14 protein-coding genes are annotated in these 17,214 nt (G+C 65.2%); 6 read left to right on the top strand and 8 right to left on the bottom strand.

Annotation, left to right across the window (positions count from 1 at the left end; all coding sequences use genetic code 11):
- Positions 1–407 precede the first annotated feature (407 nt).
- Positions 408–917, top strand: a complete 510-nt coding sequence (gene sixA, locus CMN27_RS05030) for a phosphohistidine phosphatase SixA (RefSeq protein WP_293624526.1) — start codon at positions 408–410, stop codon at positions 915–917.
- An 18-nt stretch (positions 918–935) separates the two neighbouring features.
- Positions 936–2,063, top strand: coding sequence for an FAD-dependent oxidoreductase (locus CMN27_RS05025; protein WP_293624524.1), 1,128 nt, complete (start codon positions 936–938; stop codon positions 2,061–2,063).
- A gap of 10 nt (positions 2,064–2,073) precedes the next feature.
- On the opposite strand, the gene CMN27_RS05020 is transcribed toward CMN27_RS05025, so the two are convergent.
- The 5 genes from CMN27_RS05020 to CMN27_RS05000 all read right to left on the bottom strand — a co-directional run bounded on the left by CMN27_RS05020 (position 2,074) and on the right by CMN27_RS05000 (position 5,746).
- Complete coding sequence (locus CMN27_RS05020; RefSeq protein WP_293624522.1) at positions 2,074–2,229, bottom strand: hypothetical protein; 156 nt, start codon at positions 2,227–2,229, stop codon at positions 2,074–2,076.
- Between the two features lie 120 nt (positions 2,230–2,349).
- Entirely contained in the window at positions 2,350–3,042 is a 693-nt protein-coding gene (locus CMN27_RS05015; RefSeq protein ID WP_293624520.1) for a hypothetical protein, read from the bottom strand.
- Between the two features lie 3 nt (positions 3,043–3,045).
- A complete protein-coding gene (locus CMN27_RS05010; RefSeq protein ID WP_293624518.1) occupies positions 3,046–4,200 on the bottom strand; it encodes an FAD-dependent oxidoreductase in 1,155 nt (384 codons plus the stop codon).
- Positions 4,201–4,268: 68 nt separating this feature from the next.
- Entirely contained in the window at positions 4,269–4,436 is a 168-nt protein-coding gene (locus CMN27_RS05005) for a rubredoxin (protein ID WP_037335711.1), read from the bottom strand.
- Positions 4,437–4,564: 128 nt separating this feature from the next.
- A complete protein-coding gene (locus CMN27_RS05000; protein ID WP_293624516.1) occupies positions 4,565–5,746 on the bottom strand; it encodes an alkane 1-monooxygenase in 1,182 nt (393 codons plus the stop codon).
- Between the two features lie 159 nt (positions 5,747–5,905).
- On the opposite strand from CMN27_RS05000, the gene CMN27_RS04995 reads away from it, so the two are divergent.
- The 4 genes from CMN27_RS04995 to CMN27_RS04980 all read left to right on the top strand — a co-directional run bounded on the left by CMN27_RS04995 (position 5,906) and on the right by CMN27_RS04980 (position 9,847).
- Positions 5,906–6,562, top strand: a complete 657-nt coding sequence (locus tag CMN27_RS04995) for a TetR family transcriptional regulator (RefSeq protein ID WP_293624514.1) — start codon at positions 5,906–5,908, stop codon at positions 6,560–6,562.
- Positions 6,563–6,657: 95 nt separating this feature from the next.
- Positions 6,658–8,109, top strand: a complete 1,452-nt coding sequence (locus CMN27_RS04990) for an aldehyde dehydrogenase family protein (RefSeq protein WP_293624512.1) — start codon at positions 6,658–6,660, stop codon at positions 8,107–8,109.
- A gap of 133 nt (positions 8,110–8,242) precedes the next feature.
- Positions 8,243–9,112 carry a methylisocitrate lyase gene (prpB, locus tag CMN27_RS04985; RefSeq protein WP_293624510.1) on the top strand — a complete coding sequence of 290 codons (870 nt, stop codon included), beginning with the start codon at positions 8,243–8,245 and terminating at the stop codon, positions 9,110–9,112.
- Positions 9,113–9,175: 63 nt separating this feature from the next.
- Complete coding sequence (locus CMN27_RS04980; RefSeq protein WP_293624508.1) at positions 9,176–9,847, top strand: ankyrin repeat domain-containing protein; 672 nt, start codon at positions 9,176–9,178, stop codon at positions 9,845–9,847.
- Here the strand turns inward: CMN27_RS04980 and CMN27_RS04975 are convergent, their stop codons facing one another.
- The 3 genes from CMN27_RS04975 to CMN27_RS04965 are packed head-to-tail and all read right to left on the bottom strand — an operon-like array spanning position 9,848 to position 17,031.
- Positions 9,848–11,086, bottom strand: a complete 1,239-nt coding sequence (locus tag CMN27_RS04975; RefSeq protein WP_293624506.1) for a hypothetical protein — start codon at positions 11,084–11,086, stop codon at positions 9,848–9,850.
- A gap of 43 nt (positions 11,087–11,129) precedes the next feature.
- Positions 11,130–15,980 carry an efflux RND transporter permease subunit gene (locus CMN27_RS04970; RefSeq protein WP_293624504.1) on the bottom strand — a complete coding sequence of 1,617 codons (4,851 nt, stop codon included), beginning with the start codon at positions 15,978–15,980 and terminating at the stop codon, positions 11,130–11,132.
- Entirely contained in the window at positions 15,973–17,031 is a 1,059-nt protein-coding gene (locus CMN27_RS04965; RefSeq protein ID WP_293624502.1) for an efflux RND transporter periplasmic adaptor subunit, read from the bottom strand. The genes CMN27_RS04970 and CMN27_RS04965 overlap by 8 nt, the downstream gene beginning before the upstream one ends.
- Positions 17,032–17,214 lie beyond the last annotated feature (183 nt).

Below are 17,214 nucleotides of genomic sequence, written 5' to 3'. Positions count from 1 at the left end.
CTGTGGTCAAGCACCCCTTTTCGCCGCCAATAGGACTATATGTTGTGGTGGCGCGGTGAACAAGAGGTGGACAACGCTGTGGATAACCCCCGGTACAAATCGCGCAAATGCGCGTTGCGCAAGGCCTCGCGGCCATGGTTACTGGCTCGCCAGCACCGGCTTCGCTTGGGTCGCCCCGCCATCACGCAGGTGTTGCGCCGCGCCCACCGCCAAATCTGCACACATCTCGTGACCGTTCTGTAAAAGACTTGGCGTACAACGTTTTCAGGCAGGCATCCGCGCGAGACGATCCATGAAAACCGCGACGATAAAATTTTTCTTGCCGGCGACGATTTTCGATAGTCGCGAGCCGCATTTTCCCGCCGCGCGTAGTGGCGGTGGTTGCATTCACGGGCGACAATAGCGCCATGGATATCATCGTCATACGTCACGGCATCGCGCTCGACGCCGACAAGGCCCACGGCATGGGCCTGTCCGACGAAGAGCGACCGCTCACGCCGGAAGGCATGCGCCGTACCCGTGCGGCCGCCGCCGGGCTGCGCGCAGCGCTCAAGGATCTGGCGGTGGACGATATCGTCACCAGCCCGCTGGTCCGCGCGGTGCAGACCGCCGAGATCCTGTCCGGCTATCTCGACGATGCCACCATCGAAGAGGCCAACGTGCTCGCCCCGCCGGTGGATATGGCCGCGCTCGATGAATACCTGCACACCCACTTCGGCGATCGTCGTCTGGTGCTGGTGGGTCACGAGCCGGATCTGGCCACCTGGGTATCCTGGAGCCTGACCCGCCGGCGTGATCGGCTCATGGCCTTCAAGAAGGCCGGCGCCGCCCTGCTGGAATTTCCCGGCCCGCCGGACGGCGGCACCGGCACCCTGCGCTGGCTGCTGACCGCCCGCCAGCTGCGCAAGCTCGGTTAAACCCGCGCGCCTGCGCTGATGTACGACTGGCTGATCGTCGGCGGCGGCCTGCACGGCACATTCGCGGCACAAGCGATCACAGCGGCCGCGCCCGCTGCACGGCTCGCGGTACTCGACGACCGCCACCCCCTGGCCGACTGGCAGCGCCGGGCCGACGCCTGCGGCATGATCTATCTGCGCTCTTCCAACGCCCATCACCTGGGCCGGCGTGCCGATGCCCTGCGCGCATTCGCAGCGGAAAACGGTTTCGACAGCGGCCACGAACTCGGCTACTACCGTCGCCCGGCCCGCGCGTTGTTCGAAGCCCATGCCCGCCACGCCCTAGCCGGCCCCGAGCGTATCGCTACGCGCGGCGAGCGCATCGAACGTCTGGCCCGGGGCTGGCGCGTTCACGCCACGAACGGCCGCGCCTACGACACGCGACGGCTGGTATTGGCGCTGGGCCCCAATGCGCCCTACCGGCCCGTGGCGGCGGCGGGCTGCGAACACGTCTACGACGCCGATTTCGCGATCGACCGATATGCATCGGCACGGGTCGCCGTGGTCGGCGGTGGCATCACCGGCGCCCAGCTCGCACTCAAGCTGCAGGAACTCGGACACACGGTGTGCTGGGTCACGCGTACGCCGCCGCGACGGGCCGATTTCGATAGCGACCCCTGCTATGCCGGCCCGCGTTGCCTCACGCCGTTTGCCCGCACGCCGATCGAGGCGCGGACCGCCCTGCTCGCCAATGCCCGCCAGCCCGGCACCCTGCCGCCGGATGTCCTGGCGCGTATCACCGCCGCGTTGGCGGCCGGCGATATCGCCTGGCGGCGGGGCGACGTCGAATCGACGGATGCCAACGGCCTGGTATTAGCGCACGGCCGGCGTATCGATGCCGATCGCGTGATTCTGGCCACCGGCTTCGAAAACCACGCCCGCCCCGACAGCCTGCTCGGCCATACCATCGACGCGCTCGACCTGCGCTGCGACAGCGACGGCCATGTGTTCATCAACGACAATCTCGAAGCCGCGCCGGGCCTGCATCTGCTCGGCCGCCCGGCCAGCCTTCAGCTCGGGCCGATGGCCGGCAATATCAAGGGTGCTCGGTTGGCGGGCACGCGGCTGGCAGCGCTCGCAAAGCGCGGCGCCCGGAACGCCGCTTAGCCGGGGCGTCTTATTTCCGTGCGGCCGGCTGCTCGCGCTGGCGCATGAAATCGCCACTGACGCCGCGCTGCTCAAACCCGCTTCTCCACGGCTCGGCGTCCGGCGCGACCTCGGGCCGACGCATCCCGCGGCTGCGGTTACTCTTGAATACAGCGCCGTTTTCCATGAGCTGCACATCCTCTGGAACAGACCCAGAGTCTATTCCTATAGGGAAGACGACAGCCGCGTTAAAACACGAGCCGGGCAGCAACGAGCTGGGAACAAAACACCGACGTTTGAAGGCGTGCTAAACGGTCGGTTTACGCAAGAACAAATGTGTGAAGAACACGATCCAATCCCCCCCGTATACGACAAGCACCGCAAACAAAACATCTGGTTTGCCAACCGCAGCAGGGAAGCCGTCAAGGCTCGGGTCGACGACACCATTCCAGATATATGTCATGTCTGCGATGAATGCAGACCAGTGGAGGCGAAAAACGCCGATCCCTACGCCCGCTAAAATAACCGCGCCGAACAGATTCAACCGGCGTTTCACGTACTTGCGGTATCCACAATAATTCCGAACGGGCTTGCGCTCCATTAGCCGATGCCATGTCCGTCGCCGCTCGTCGCGGCGCACTTCCAATTCAAAAAGAAGCCGTCGCACCCAGCCAATACGCAAGCCCAGCGCGAGTGCAATCAGTAGATACCAAAGCTGTACTGTCGCCCGCGCCGGATCTACTTCGATGAACTCAATTCGCGCAAGCCAGCGATACGGCAAACCCAGAACAAAGAGAAGCGCGAAGCTCAGAACAATCGGCACCCAATCGCCGTGGAACGGTATTCGCTGAATCTTTCGTATGCGGTGCCCCTTCGCGTCGCGGCCGGAAAGCTGACGATCCAGCCAATCGGCCAGAAAGAGCGGCTCGGGCGGCCCGTGTGGCTCTGGGGCGCCCGAGCGGGGCAAATCTTCCAGCCCCGTGGGGCGGCCGATCCCCACGGACTATGCCATAAGCGGTGGCGCTTCCTTGATGTAGTCGCGACGTTTGTTGGTGGCCTCGCCGGTGAGCGCGAAGCCGATAAGCCGGCCGTCCTCGCTCATGCAGCGGGCTTCGAAATCGGGCATGTCGCCGTCGATTTCCCACTGGCCACCGCTTTCGACGGGCGGCATGACCACCACGGGGCAGACGTGCGTCTTCACGATGATCGGCAGGGTCGGGTATTTCACGCGGCCGGCCGTTTCGCCGTCGCCGCCGGCCAGGGTCTTGCCGAGCGTGCGCGCACACTGCATGAGCGGCCCGACATAGGGCCGCCACTGGCCGTCGACTTCGGCACAGTCGCCGAGCGCATAGATATTCGGGTCGCTGGTGACCAGCGTACGATCGACGACGATGCCCTTGTCGATCTTGAGCCCGGCCTTTTCGGCCAGATCGATACCGGCCCGCAGGCCGACCGCCGACAGCACGGCATCGGCATGAATGCTTTCGTCGTTGTCGAGCAGGATCTGCAGCTGTTTGTTGCTGTGATGCACGCCGGTAGCGGCATGGCCCAGATGCCAGTGCACGCCGGCCTTTGCCAGGCCGCGCTCGACCGCCTCGCCACAGGCCTTGGGCAGCAGCTGCGACAGCGGCCAGTCGGCCGGGTCGGCAATCGATACCTCGTAGCCGGCTTCGACCAGGTCGTTGGCGAACTCGCAGCCGATCAGGCCAGCGCCGAGAATCGCCACATGCTTTGCATCGCCCAGATTCGAGCGAAAACTGCGATAGTCGAACAGGTTGTTGACCTTGTGGATGGCCTGGGTGGCATCACCCGCGAGTTTGAGCACGATGGGATCGGCGCCGAAGGCGAGCACGAGCTTGTGGTAGGTGAGCGTGTCGCCGTTGAGCACGATCTGACGGTTTCCGCGGTCGATGGATTCGACCTGACGATGGGTATGGATTGTGGCGTCGAGCTCTTCGGCCATGGCATCGACGTCTTTCTTGACCAGATCGTCGGGCGTGGCGTTCTTGGCGTGGGCCTCGGACAGATCCGGCTTGTAGTAGTTGGCGCCGTCGTCGCGGGTGATCAGCACCAGCGGGCGCTCCTTGTCGTGCTTGCGAAATTCGCGGGCCGTGCCGTAGCCGGCAAGCCCGGTACCGACGATGATGATCGGATCCATGCGTGCTCTCGAGTGAGATCAAATGACAGGCCGCGCTGCGGCCCGTGCGTGGCGAACGATGGCGACGATCAGTCGACTTCCATCATTTCGAAATCGTCCTTGGGCGCGCCGCAGTCGGGGCAGGTCCAGTCGTCGGGGATGTCTTCCCACTTGGTGCCCGGCTCGATGCCCTCGTCCGGCATGCCTTCGGCTTCGTCGTACTCGAAACCACAGACAATGCATTGCCATTTCTTCATCTGACGTCCTTTATAAACTATTGCGCTAAAGCAAGTTCGGGCGCCGCGATAACGGCGCCCGCTCGGTGGAATTCAAGGCTACCAAAACCGCCGTACGACGGCGATTCCTTGATTACGCAGCGATCGCGCTAGGCAGACGCATCGGCCGAGGTGGCCGGCGGCGGATACTTGGCCAGCAGGCGCTCGCGTTTGCCCGGCTGCAGGTTGGCCCGGCGCAGGTCGCCGTCGTAGTGGGCCACCACCCGCTTGTCCATCACGCGATACCAGAGCGGCGGGAAGTAGGCCAGCACGATCATGCCGGCATAGCCGGTGGGCAGCTGCGGCGCTTCGTCGAAGTGACGCAGCGACTGATAGCGCCGGGTCGGGTGCGCGTGGTGGTCGGAATGGCGCTGCAGATGGAACAGGAAGATGTTGGTCACGATGTGATCGTTGTTCCAGGAATGCTCCGGCTGGCAGCGTTCATAGCGGCCGTTGTCCAGCTTCTTGCGCAGCAGGCCGTAGTGCTCGGCATAGTTCACCGCTTCCAGCAGCGAGGCGCCGATCAGGGCCTGGAGCACAAGGAACGGCAGCAGTTCGATACCGAAGGCCAGCATCAGCGCGCCCCAGAGCACGACCGTCATGCCCCAGGATTGCAGCACTTCGTTGTGCACGCTCCAGAAGCTGCGGTTCTTGCGCGCCATGCGCGTCTTCTCGATGTCGAGCGCCGAGCGCGCGCTGCCGCCGGCGGTACGCACGAGAAAACGCCAGAACGGCTCACCCATGCGGGCACTGGCCGGGTCGTGCGGCGTAGCCACGTTCTTGTGATGGCCGCGATTGTGCTCGGTATAGAAATGCCCGTAGGCCACCGGCGCAAGCGCGATCTTGGCCAGCCAGCTCTCGATGGCGGTGTTCTTGTGGCCGAGCTCGTGGGCGGTGTTGATCGACACGCCGGAGAGCATGCCAATGGTGCTCACAAAGCCCAGCCACTGCCAGAAGGTCAGATCCTGGGTACCGATGATGGCACAAACGGCCACGAACAGAATGAGCTGTACGACCACATAGATATAGGTCGAGTAGCGATAGAAGGGGTCGTCCTCGAGGATATCGAGTACGCGTTCGGGCGGGTTGGTGCTGTCCTTGCCGATGAGCAGGTCGAGCACGGGCACCACGCCATAAACCACGATCGGCCCGGCGAATATGAGCCAGGTCTGGCCCGTCAGCCAGCCGGTCAGGGCCAGGGCAGCCACGATGATGATGATGCCGAAGCCCATCGGCCACAGCCAGCGCTTGCGGTCATGGGCCCGCGCTTCGGCCATTGTCATTGTATTCATGCGATCTCCTCGCGTTAACGGCAGGGACACGACCGGCGGCGCGCTTGCGCCCTACCGATCGGTTTATTACATTGCACGATGTAACTTTATTAATTAATCGACCGGTTAGTCAATAGACTGTGCTAACGTCGGGTTTTAGTTGGTTGGCGACGACAAGGCATGGCACGACCGGTAGACACCGACCCGGGGCAAACCCGCCAACGCATCTGCGATGCGGCATTTCGTGCATTCGGGCGCTTTGGCTACGACGGCGTGTCGATGACCCGTCTGGCCCACGAGGCCGGGGTGACCAAGGCCGCGCTCTACTGGCACTTCGACAGCAAGCAAACGCTTTATGCCGATGCCATGCAGCGCCTGATCGGCATCTTCGAAGCCCACGTATTCGAAACCGTGGCCGACGAAAGCGATCCGGTGGAACAGATATTCGCGATGTTCGCGGGCCTGGAACATCTGGTCGAAGACCCGCGCCTGGCCGAGGGCATTGCCGGCTACTGGCTCAAACCCAGCACGGCCGAAGTCGAAGCCGCCATTGCCGTGCAGGAGGCCTTCGAGGCCCAGGCATCCGAAGCGATCGAACAGCTGCTCGACGAAGCCCGTGCCAGCCAGGCCCTGAGCGTGGAAGGCTCGACGCACGACATGGCGCGCGCCTTCATTTCACTTATCGAGGCAATCGTGTTGCCGCTGGGCCATCGCAGCACCCGCGATCACCGGCGCGTGGTACGCGTACTCGCGCATATCTTCTTCCAGGCCCATGCACGGGCACCGGCGCTGGCCGAGCGCGCGGCCCAACGCCTGGACATGGCGACCGAGTCGTAAGCGCTGCCACTGGCCGCGCTGGCAAGAACCTGACATAACATTCGAATAATGCGAGCAACGCCCCTGCCGTGGGACGTCGAGACAGGAGGATTCACATGAGTACCGCCGTAGAGAACATTGCTGCGGGCGCACCCGCGGAGGCCGACCACGGCCGCACCGAACGGCTGTTAGCGGCCCAGCAGGTCAAGGCCCTGTCGCTGCGGACATCCACCGCGGCCGAGCGCATCGAAAAGATCAAGCGCCTGCGCCAGGCGATGTTCGATCGCAGCGAACAGATCTACAAGGCCTGCCATGCGGACTTCGCAAAACCCGCGCCGGAAGTCGATATCACCGAAATCCTGCCGGTGGTCATGGAAGCCAACCATGCGATCCGCCATCTCAAGGGCTGGATGAAGCCCGAGCGCAAGCGTCCCACGCTGCTCATGTTCGGCACCTCGGCCGAGGTGCGTAACGAACCCAAGGGCGTATGCCTGATCATCTCGCCCTGGAACTACCCCATCAACCTGAGTTTCGGGCCGCTGATCTCGGCACTCGCGGCCGGCAACACGGTCATCCTCAAGCCCTCGGAAATGACGCCGCACTGCGCCCAGCTCATGGACGAGATCGTGGCCGACATCTTCGACGAGGACGAAGTGGCGGTCGTACAGGGGGCGGTGCAGACATCACAGCACCTGCTGGGCCTGCATTTCGACCATATCTTCTTCACCGGCTCGCCGGCGGTCGGCAAGATCGTGATGCGCGCCGCGGCCGAACATCTGACTTCGGTAACGCTCGAACTGGGCGGCAAGTCGCCGGTGATCGTCGACAAGACCGCGGACATCAACAAGTCGGCCAAGAACCTCGCCTGGGGCAAGTTCGCCAACAACGGCCAGACCTGTATCGCGCCCGACTACATGTATGTCCATACCGATATTCTGGACAGCTTCGTCGAGGCCATGCGCAAGGCCATGACCAAGCTCTACGGCGACCAAGCACAGATGGCCTCGAACGGCGACTACTGCCGCATCGTCAACGACAAGCATTATGCCCGGGTAAAAAGCCTCATCGACGACGCCACCGAGCGCGGCGCGCGCGTGTCCATGGGCGGGGTCGAGGCCAACAACGACAACTACATCGCCCCCACCCTGCTCACCGACGTCGACCACGACGCGCGCGTACTCCAGGAAGAGATCTTCGGGCCGGTACTGCCCATCATCCCCTTTACCGACGCCGACCGCGTGATCGACCAGATCAATGCCCAGCCCAAACCCTTGGCGCTCTACGTGTTCGCACGCGACAAGGACTTCATCGACAAGGTGCTGTCCAACACCAGCGCCGGCGGCTCCTGCGTGAATCATTCCATGGTGCAGTTTCTGCACGCCAACCTGCCGTTTGGCGGCGTCAACAATTCGGGGCTGGGCAACTCGCACGGGCACTACGGCTTCAAGGCCTTCAGCCACGAGCGCGCGGTGGTGCGCGAGCGCTTTTCGCTGAGCTTTCTGTTCCTGCCGCCCTACAAGGGCTTCACGCGCTGGTTCATCAAGTTCGCCACGCGCTGGCTGGTCTGACCCGGGGCGTGCATGGCGGCCGGACGGCGTTCGGCCGCCGGTTCGATCCCGTCTTCGGTAACGCTCGGGCACCGCGACCGGCCGGGCTTGCGTTAAGCTGGCGCTCGTCATTCAATCCGATCGTTAGAGCATCATGTCCGCAGCCCAACGCTTTCTTTCCGCGCTCGAAACCGAAAACCCGCTCCAGATCGTGGGGGCCATCAACGCCTATTCCGCGATGCTGGCCGAACACAGCGGCTTCAAGGCGATCTATCTGTCCGGCGGCGGCGTGGCGAACTGGTCCTACGGGCTGCCCGATCTGGGCATGACCACCATGAACGACGTACTCGAAGACGTACGCCGTATCACCTATGCCACCGATGTGCCGCTGCTGGTGGATATCGATACCGGCTGGGGCAGCGCCTTCAATATCGCGCGCACGGTCAAGCTCTTCGAAAGCGCGGGCGCGGCCTGTGTGCATATCGAGGATCAGGTCGCGGCCAAGCGCTGTGGGCATCGGCCGGGCAAGGCGATTGTTTCCAAGGAGGAAATGGCCGAACGCGTGACCGCAGCCGCCGACGCCCGCGACGAGATGCTGATCATGGCGCGTACCGATGCGCTGGCCGTCGAGGGCCTGGACTCGGCCGTCGAACGGGCTGCGGCCTGTGTGGAAGCCGGCGCCGACTTCATCTTCGCCGAGGCCATGACCGACCTGGAAATGTACAAGCGCTTCACCGAGCTGGGCGTGCCGGTACTGGCCAATATCACCGAATTCGGCCAGACCGAGCTCTATACCACCACCGAACTGGCCGACCAGGGTGTGGGCATGGTGCTCTATCCGCTGTCGGCCTCGCGGGCCATGGCCAACGCCGCGCTCGAAGTCTACGGCGCGATTCGTGCCGACGGCACCCAGAAGCACGTGGTCGATCGTATGCAGACCCGTAGCGAGCTCTACGAACATCTGGGCTATCACGAATACGAAGACAAGCTCGACGCCCTGTTCGGCGATAACAAGGATCGCTAAGCCCCACCGGCCCGCCTTCTACAACTGGCCTGAATCCGTCCGGGAGTAACCCAGGAAACGCCCATGAAACCCATCTTCTTCATTACGGTTATCGTTGCGATCTTTCTCGGCCTGGTGATCTTCTGGCTGGCCGGCGGGCCGGGCTACATCACGCCGGACGCGGATCGAACCGAGGTCCAGGGCGATCAGCCCGCGCTGGCCACCCACGACGCCGGCCCCCAGGCCGGCGCCGCCGATCCCGCCGACGACGAAACGGCCCAGGCCGTGGCCGAGCCGCCCGGTTTCTGCGAGCGGGACTTCGACCAGGTCGCCGAGCGCGAGGCCGACGTGCCCGAGCTACAGGAGGCCGGCGGGCTGGTCTATATCTTCGAACGCGAGGCCCGTCTCGACGATCCCTACGGCTGTGCCGATTTCTATCTCGCCCACGGCCTGGATATCGATGCCGCCGACCCGCGCGAAGACAGCGAGAAGCTCACCGGCCTGTTCTATGCCATCCAGCGCAACGACCCGAAGATGCTGCGCTTCATGATCGACCACGGCGCCGACCTGGAACAGCGCGCGGGCAAGAACGACACCCGCGCGATGGGCTATGCCTATTTCCTGGCCATCAAGGACCAGCGTATCGATCGCAATCGCATCATCGGCATGCTCGACAGCGAGCTCACCCGCCAGGCCAGCGCCAACGATGCCCCGGCCGCCGATGCCAGCGCCGCGCAGCGCAGCGACGCGGCCTGATTACGCGCCGCGCGCCTCGAGCTCGCTGACCGGTTGCATGCACAGCACGTCGTCGTTCCAGACCATGTCCTCGATCGCCACATGCTGCAGCGGCACGCGCTTGAGCAGCGCCCGACGCATGAAGTGCTGGTAGATATAGAACTGATAGAAGAACGGCCGCGGGTCGGAGGTATCCAGCACCACGTCGCGGGCCCGCGCGAACTGCCAGGCGAATTTGGCGAGCTTTCTCGGCTTGCGCAGATTGGGCAGGATGCCGAAGGTCACCATCGCCAGGCGTACCTGCGCCGCCTTGAGGCGATCGAACGATAGCTCCACCGGCGTCTTGTTTACATAGGCATCGTAGACTTCGGGAATCTCGGCCAGCAGATGCACGCCTGAGGTCACCCGCGGATTGCATTCGATCGGGCGCACCTTGCCGGTCCGGGCTTCCTGGATGAAGTCGAAGGAAATCTGGCCACTGAAGTTCGTCTTGGCCACGAACGCCTCGATCCACTCGCGACAGCCGCCATGGTCGACCGGCGCGAAATGAATGGATGCCCCCTTACCGGCCGTCCAGTCGCCGTGATAGGCCACGTTGAACAGCAGTTTGCCTTCGTGCGCGAGGGCAAAGGTGTTGACCTGACGCCCGGGCAGGAACTGCTGGTAGACGAGATCGCGCCCGCCGGCGAAGGCCTTGATATCGAACGGCTCGTAACGACCGTCGGAACTGATGATCACTTCGTTGGCAAAGCGGGTGAAGGCGGGTTTGAGCACGAACGGCTGGCCCGAGTTCAGCTGGGCCTTCACGCTTTCGAACTTGTCGGCGATGTTCTGTTCCTTGGTGAACACCTGGGTTTTGGGCGTGCTCATGCCGAGGCTGTCGGCCCACTTCATGAAGTCGCCCTTGTGGTGGAGCCGGCGCAGTTTGTCGATGGGCTCGCACAACAGTTCGCAGTCGCCGAGGAACTGGTCGCGCATCTGGGCGAGGTAGAAAGTTTCCTCGGTACAGGGCACCACCAGATCCACCTTCTGCTCGCGGATGAAGCCCAGCACCGCGTTGGCATATTTTTCCGGCTCGAAGCGCGGCGACGGCACGCGCCGCGACGCCACGATATGCCGCGAATGCTCGCAGATGAACGGCCCGCAGCTGTCCACGGCCACCACGCGCGCGCCGCGGCGAGAGAATATGCGCGCCAGTTCCAGCGCGGCCGGGGCGCGTCCGCCGGTCAGAAGTATCGTTTTGGTCTGCTGTGCCGTCATGGTATTCCTCCTGTTGCACCAGGTATTGATGAAGCGCGAAAAGCTAGGCCGAATCCGTTTTCGTGTTCGTGTTCGTGGTCCTGCCTGTGCCATCGCCGCCGCTCGGCGGTTGCCACTGGCTCAGCCGTAGACGGCCGACGCCGATGTTTGCGGATTTGAGCTGCGACGCCGGTACAGGGCCGCGCGGCGTGAAATAGGCGGCACGCCATTCGATCGGTCTGAATCGGGCCAGGCGCCCGAACGCGCCGCGCTCTGCAGGCGAGGCCGCAGCTGTCGCCGGCTCGGCGCGGCGGGTCGCGACGTCAAAAGCTGACGGATCGGAGCGCGCGCCCTCCACCGGCATCGATCGGCGGGCATGCCGTATCCCGCCGTCGGCGCCGGCAGCGGAGGCCGGCTCGTCCGGATAAACGGGGTTGGAATTCGGCGTGGCAGGATCCTTCAATGGCTCATTACCGGCCGGCAGGTCGTATAGCCGATCGCCCGCGCCGAGTGCGCCCTGCAGGGCCACCCAGGCTGATACCTTTCGATAGCCGGCCACGTCGTACTCGGCCCGTTTGCGGGCAACGTCGGATTCGGCCTCCAGCAATTCCTGAATGCCCAGCTCGCCCACGTCCCATTGTGCGGCGCGCGTACGCCGGGTCGCCTGGGCGCTGTCCAGGCCCAGCCGCGCGGTGCGATAGCGCGACTGGGCGTTGCGATAGTCGGCCACCGCCTTTCTCACCTCGAGCGCGATGCCGGTGCGGGCATCGTCGAGCTGGGCCAGCAGCTTGTTGCGCTCGGCTTCGGCCTGGGCCTTGCGCGCGCTGATCGCGCCGCCGGCAAAGGGCGTCCAGCTCACCTGTAGCGACACGCGATTATCGTTGTCGGGCAGCGCCGGGTCGCCGTCGGCATAGCTGGAGCTGGCCACCGCATCGAGGGTGGGCAGACGCGCCGCCGATACCGCCTGACTGTTCTGGCGCGCGCTTTCGATGCCGGCGTTGAGCGCGGCCAGGTCCTGGCGCTCGGCGAGCGCGGTGTCGACCAGCGCATCGACGCTGCGCGTCAGCGGCGGCGGCTCGAAATCCAGCGCCAGCGCACGCACCGGACGATCCGCCCCGATCGTGCGCGCCAGGTTCGCCTGCGCCAGCGACAGCTGGCTGTCGAATTCGCCCAGGCGCTGCCTTGCCTCGCTCAGGGCATAGCGCACGCTCAGGGCTTCGCTCTTGAGGGCGTTGCCGGTATCGCGCAGCACATCGACCTGGGCGTTACGGCTTTCGAGATTATTGACCAGGGACCGGGCTTCCTTGAGCTGGGCCTCGGCCGAAAGCACGTCGATATAGGCATTGGCCGCATCGACCATGCTCTCGATCCGGCTGCGCTGGGCCAGCCAGTCGGCGGCAGAGACGCGATCCTCGGCCGCGCCCGACAGATAGCGCTGGGTGGCGAGATTGAACAACGGCTGGCGCAGCGCCACGGTCGCACCGCGCTGCTCGCGCTCGCCGCGTACGGTGACCGAATAGCCGTCGCCCACCACCGACGCCGGTATGTCGCCGGCCGGCGTATTCAGCACGATGTCGTTGAAATCGCCCTCGTCGCCGCCGAGGGTATAGCGGGGTTCGTCTTCGCTGCGCGAGTAGTAGCCGTTCACGCTCAGCGTGGGATAACGCGAGATCCGGCGCAGGGCGTCTGCGGCATGACGGGCCGCCTCGGCGTCGTAGGTATCGGCGCGCACGCTCGCGCGTGCGGCGGCACGCCGCAGGCTGGCGGCAAAACCGACCGTGGCCATGGCCTCGCCCTGACCCGGCTCATCCTGGGCAACAGCGGGCGGGGTCACGCTCATGCTCGCCATCCCCAGAGTGAGCGCGGCGATCAGCGCGGTGGTCGCGGTCGAAGGCGAGCGCGGCCAGCGCAGGCGCCAGGCCAGCACCGTCTGGCAGAACGCCGGCAGGGCCATGAGCGTAAGCACCGTGGAGGCAAGCAAGCCGGTGATGATCGACCAGGCCAGCGGCGGCCAGAGCGTGGCGCTGGAAAACGCCAGTGGCAGCAGGCCAACGATGGTGGTGGCCGTGGTCAGCACGATCGGGCGGGTACGCCGCTGTACTGCATCCGCCACCGCCTCGGCGAGCGAGGCGCCCTCGCCCAGGCGCTGGTCGATTACGTCGATCAGCACGATGGCGTTGTTCACCACGATGCCCACCAGCGCGAACAGGCCCAGCATGGGCATGAAGCCGAAAGGAATATCGAGCAGCAGCAGACCCGGAATCACGCCGACGATGGCAAAGGGCACGGTCAGCAGCACCAGCCCGATACGGACGAAGGAGTTGAACTGCATCAGCAGAAACAGCAGCAGCAGACCGATGCCCAACGGCGCCATGCCCAGCACCGCCGCATTGGCATCGCCCGAGGTGGCCGCAAAACCGCGCCAGACCAGACGGGTGCTCGCGGGCAGATCCAGCGCGGCGACCTTGTCCTTCCACGGGCCGATGACCGAGCTGTAGGCCACACCCTCTTTCAGCTCGCCGTAGACCGCGGCATAGCGGGCGCCGTCCTTGCGCCGGATCGCGCCGGGGGCGACTTCGAGCCGCGGCGTGGCGACCTGCATCAGCGGCACGTGCTCGCCGCGATCGTTGTAGACGTTGACCGTCTCTAACGCGGCCGGGTCCGACAGCTCCCCCTCCGGCGAGCGCAGGCGTATGAACATGGGACTGTCGCCGCCGCGATATTCCCCCACGATCAGGCCGTCGCTGTGGCTGCGGATCGAATTCGCCACGTCCACCGGCGAGACCTTGAAGTCCCGGGCGATCGCGCTGTTGATATCGAAATCCAGCCCGGGCACGCCGCTGCCCAGGGTATGGCGAACATTGCGCGTACCGGGCAGGTCGCGCAGCACGCCGTAGATCTTGTCGGTCGCTGCCAGCCGTTCGGCCGCGGTATCGGCATAGATCTCGACTTCCAGCGGCGCGGTAACCAACGGCCCCTGGCTGAGCTTGCGCGCGATGATCTGGGCGCTGGGCAGGTGGGTCTGCTTGTAGTCGTCGAGAAACTCGATGAGCTCCTGATTGCGGGCCAGACCGTCGGTGCGGACCACCAGCCGTGCGAGGTTGGGCGCACGCGGCGTTTTCTGCAGGTTGTAGTAGAACGGCGGGCCACCCGTGCCCACGAAGCTGTAGAGCGCCTTGACGCCTGGGTGGGTCGTCAACACATCGTTGACCTGGCGCGCCGCAGCCGCCGTGCTCGACTGGTGCACCCCGTCAGGCAGCACGACGTCGACTACCACGATGTTCTGGTCGGCCTCGGGAAAGAAGGTTTCGCCCAGAAACGGCTCCAGCGCCATCGCCAGCACGAACGCCCCGACGCTGGCCAGCATCAGCGTGCGCGGCCGAGCCAGGGTGACCCGGGCCAGCCACTCTCCCAGCGCGTTGAGCCGATCACGGCCCTGGCGGGTCTCCGGCTTGAGAAAGCGATGGGCAATCAGCGGCGTGACCGTGACCGCGAACAGATAGCTCGCCGACAGCGACACGATGATGGTGATCGGCAGGGCGCGCACAAAGTCGGTGGTATTGCCCTCGGCAAGCAGCACCGGCACGAAGGCGGCGACCGTGGTCCCGGTAGCCGCGAACAGCGGCCCGGCGAGCGAGCGAATCGCCGCGGCCGCGGCCTGCTGGGGGCTCTGACCGGTATTGAGGCCGTACTGAACCTCCTCGGTCATCACGATGGCGTTATCCACGAGCACGCCGAGCGCCACCACCAGGCCGATCACTGCGACCTGATGCAACACGCCGCCGCCCATGGCATAGACCGCCAGCGCGGAGAGCGTGACCAACGGCAGCAATGTCGCCACCACCAGCCCCATGCGCCAGCCCATGAAGCACACCAGCACCGCCATCACCGCGGCGATCGAGCTCAACAGATTGAGCGAGAGGTTGTGCAGGCGATTCTGGGTGAGCGCCGGCTGATAGAAGACTTCGCCGATTCTAAGCGGGGCGATACGTTCGCCCACTTCGGCCGCCGCTGCCCGCAGCCGCTGGCCCAGTTCGACCTGGTTCTGGCCACGCGCGGCCACCACCTCGACGCCGACCGCGCGCCGGCCGTTGTACCAGAACTCGTCGCGCGGCGGCGATTCGGGCATGAGCGACACATCGGCAATCGAGGCCAGCGGCAATGTCTGCCCCGAGACCATGCGAATAGGCGTTTCGCCGATCTGTTCGACGCTTTGAAAATCCACCTGCGGATTGAGATTGATGGAGGCATCGCCCAGGCGCAGCGAGCCACCGCCCTTGACCTGGTTGCTTTCGTTGATATCGCGGGCAATGCGGGCCAGCGACAGCGCATAGCGATCGATCACCGCATCCTCGATGGCGACCGTGACCTGGCGCCCCGGGTCGCCGTAGAGCGAGGTCGAGGCCACGCCATCCACGTCGAGCAGCGCCTTGCGCAGGGTTCGGGCGCCCTCGGCGAGCTCCATGGGCGAGGCATCGCCGGTCACCGCCAGCATCATCAGGCTCGAATCGATGATGCGGTCGTTGACGCGCGGCTCCAGTACGCCGTCCGGAAAATCGCGCTTGGCGTTGTCCAGCGCCACCCGCAGCCGATCCCACACCTCGGCGGTGTTGTAGACATCGCCGCGCAGCTCGATCGAAAAGACGCCGACATCCTGCTGGGCGATCGCGCCCAGCGTATAGATCTCGTCGATCTCATTGATCTGCGTTTCTGCCGGCTCGAGCACCAGCCGCTCGACGCGCTCGGCGCTGGCGCCGGGAAACGGGATGATCACGATCGCGCCGCGATAGGGAAAGGAGGGGTTCTCCTGGCGATCCATCGTATAGAAGCTGACCGCGCCCGCGATCACCAGCACCCCGACAAGCGCTGCGATCAGGCGCGCGTTCGTGAGAATGCGATAGGGCCAGTCAGTCACCGCCAAGCACCCGGATACGGGCCTGGTCCGCGAGGTTGTCGAGGCCTTCCACCACCACGCGGTCGCCGGCGTTGAGCTCGCCGCGAACCAGCACTTTTCGATCCACGATCTCGAAGGTTTCCACCGGCACGGCATGGGCACGCCCGCCGTCCACCCGATACACGAAGGTCTGGTCGATACCGCCCGGGCGCGCGATGGCATCCGGCGGCACCAGCACGCCGGGCTTGGGCGGCACCGACACGTGCCAGACCACGCTCATGCCCGGCACGATATCGGCCGACCGGTCGATGCCGATCACCGCCTCGAACAACCGCCCCGGCCCGCCGGCCGCATGGGAGACGGCGGTCAGGGTGCCGGTAATCTTGCGATTGTCGAACAACGGCAGGGTGAGCTGGGCCGGCTGTCCGGTTTCCACCGAAGCGAGCAGGCGTTCGGGAATGCCGATCGCCACCTCGATCTTCTGCGCCCCGGACAGGCCCACGATGGGCTGGCCCGGCGGCACCACCTCGCCCGGCTCGAACAGCACCATCTCGATCGTGCCGTCGATCGGCGCGCGCAGCGTTTGCTGGGCCACGCCGCGGCTGGCCTGTTCGAGCTGCGCCTGGGCCCCCCGCAACTGGGCCCGGGCTGCCTCGGCACGGGCGCGGGCGTTCTCCAGGGTCTGCTGGGTGGCGGCATCCCGCGAATACAGGGTTTGTGCACGGTCCAGGTCGCGTTCTGCCTGGTCGCGCTGGGCGCGCGCCTGGGCCACCTGGGAACGGGCCGCGTCTTCACCCTGCTCCAGTCCGGGCTGTTGGAGCCGCGCGATGACGTCGCCCTTCTTGACCTCGCTGCCGACCTGCACCTCGATATCCGAAATCCGGCCACCGATCTGAAAGGCCAGCCTCGCGCGGCTGCCGCCTCGGGTCACGCCCGACAAGGCAAACGTGCGCGGCTCGTCGTTGGGTTCGACCTCGACAACCCGTACCGCCTTGCCCTGGGGCAGTTCGGCCGACGCCTTCTCGGCATGCGATCCACAGCCCGCACACAGCAACACGAGGACGATCGCCAAGACCGCGGCCCAGCTCTGCCTGACGTTCGGGAAAACGCGCATCCCAGACGTCACGCCGACCGTACGCTGTAGCAAGCACAGGCAGTCGCCAGGCGCCTGCCCGCGGCCCGCGCCTGACGCTGCACTGCTATTCGTGCTGGCACGCAGGCCATGTGAACCACAGGCCGTTGCCGTTCGTTATTG

This window comes from Salinisphaera sp., from assembly GCF_002729955.1.
GTDB lineage: Bacteria > Pseudomonadota > Gammaproteobacteria > Nevskiales > Salinisphaeraceae > Salinisphaera.
Note: the sequence above shows the minus strand (reverse complement) of the source record. Positions and strands in the feature narration are given on the sequence as shown.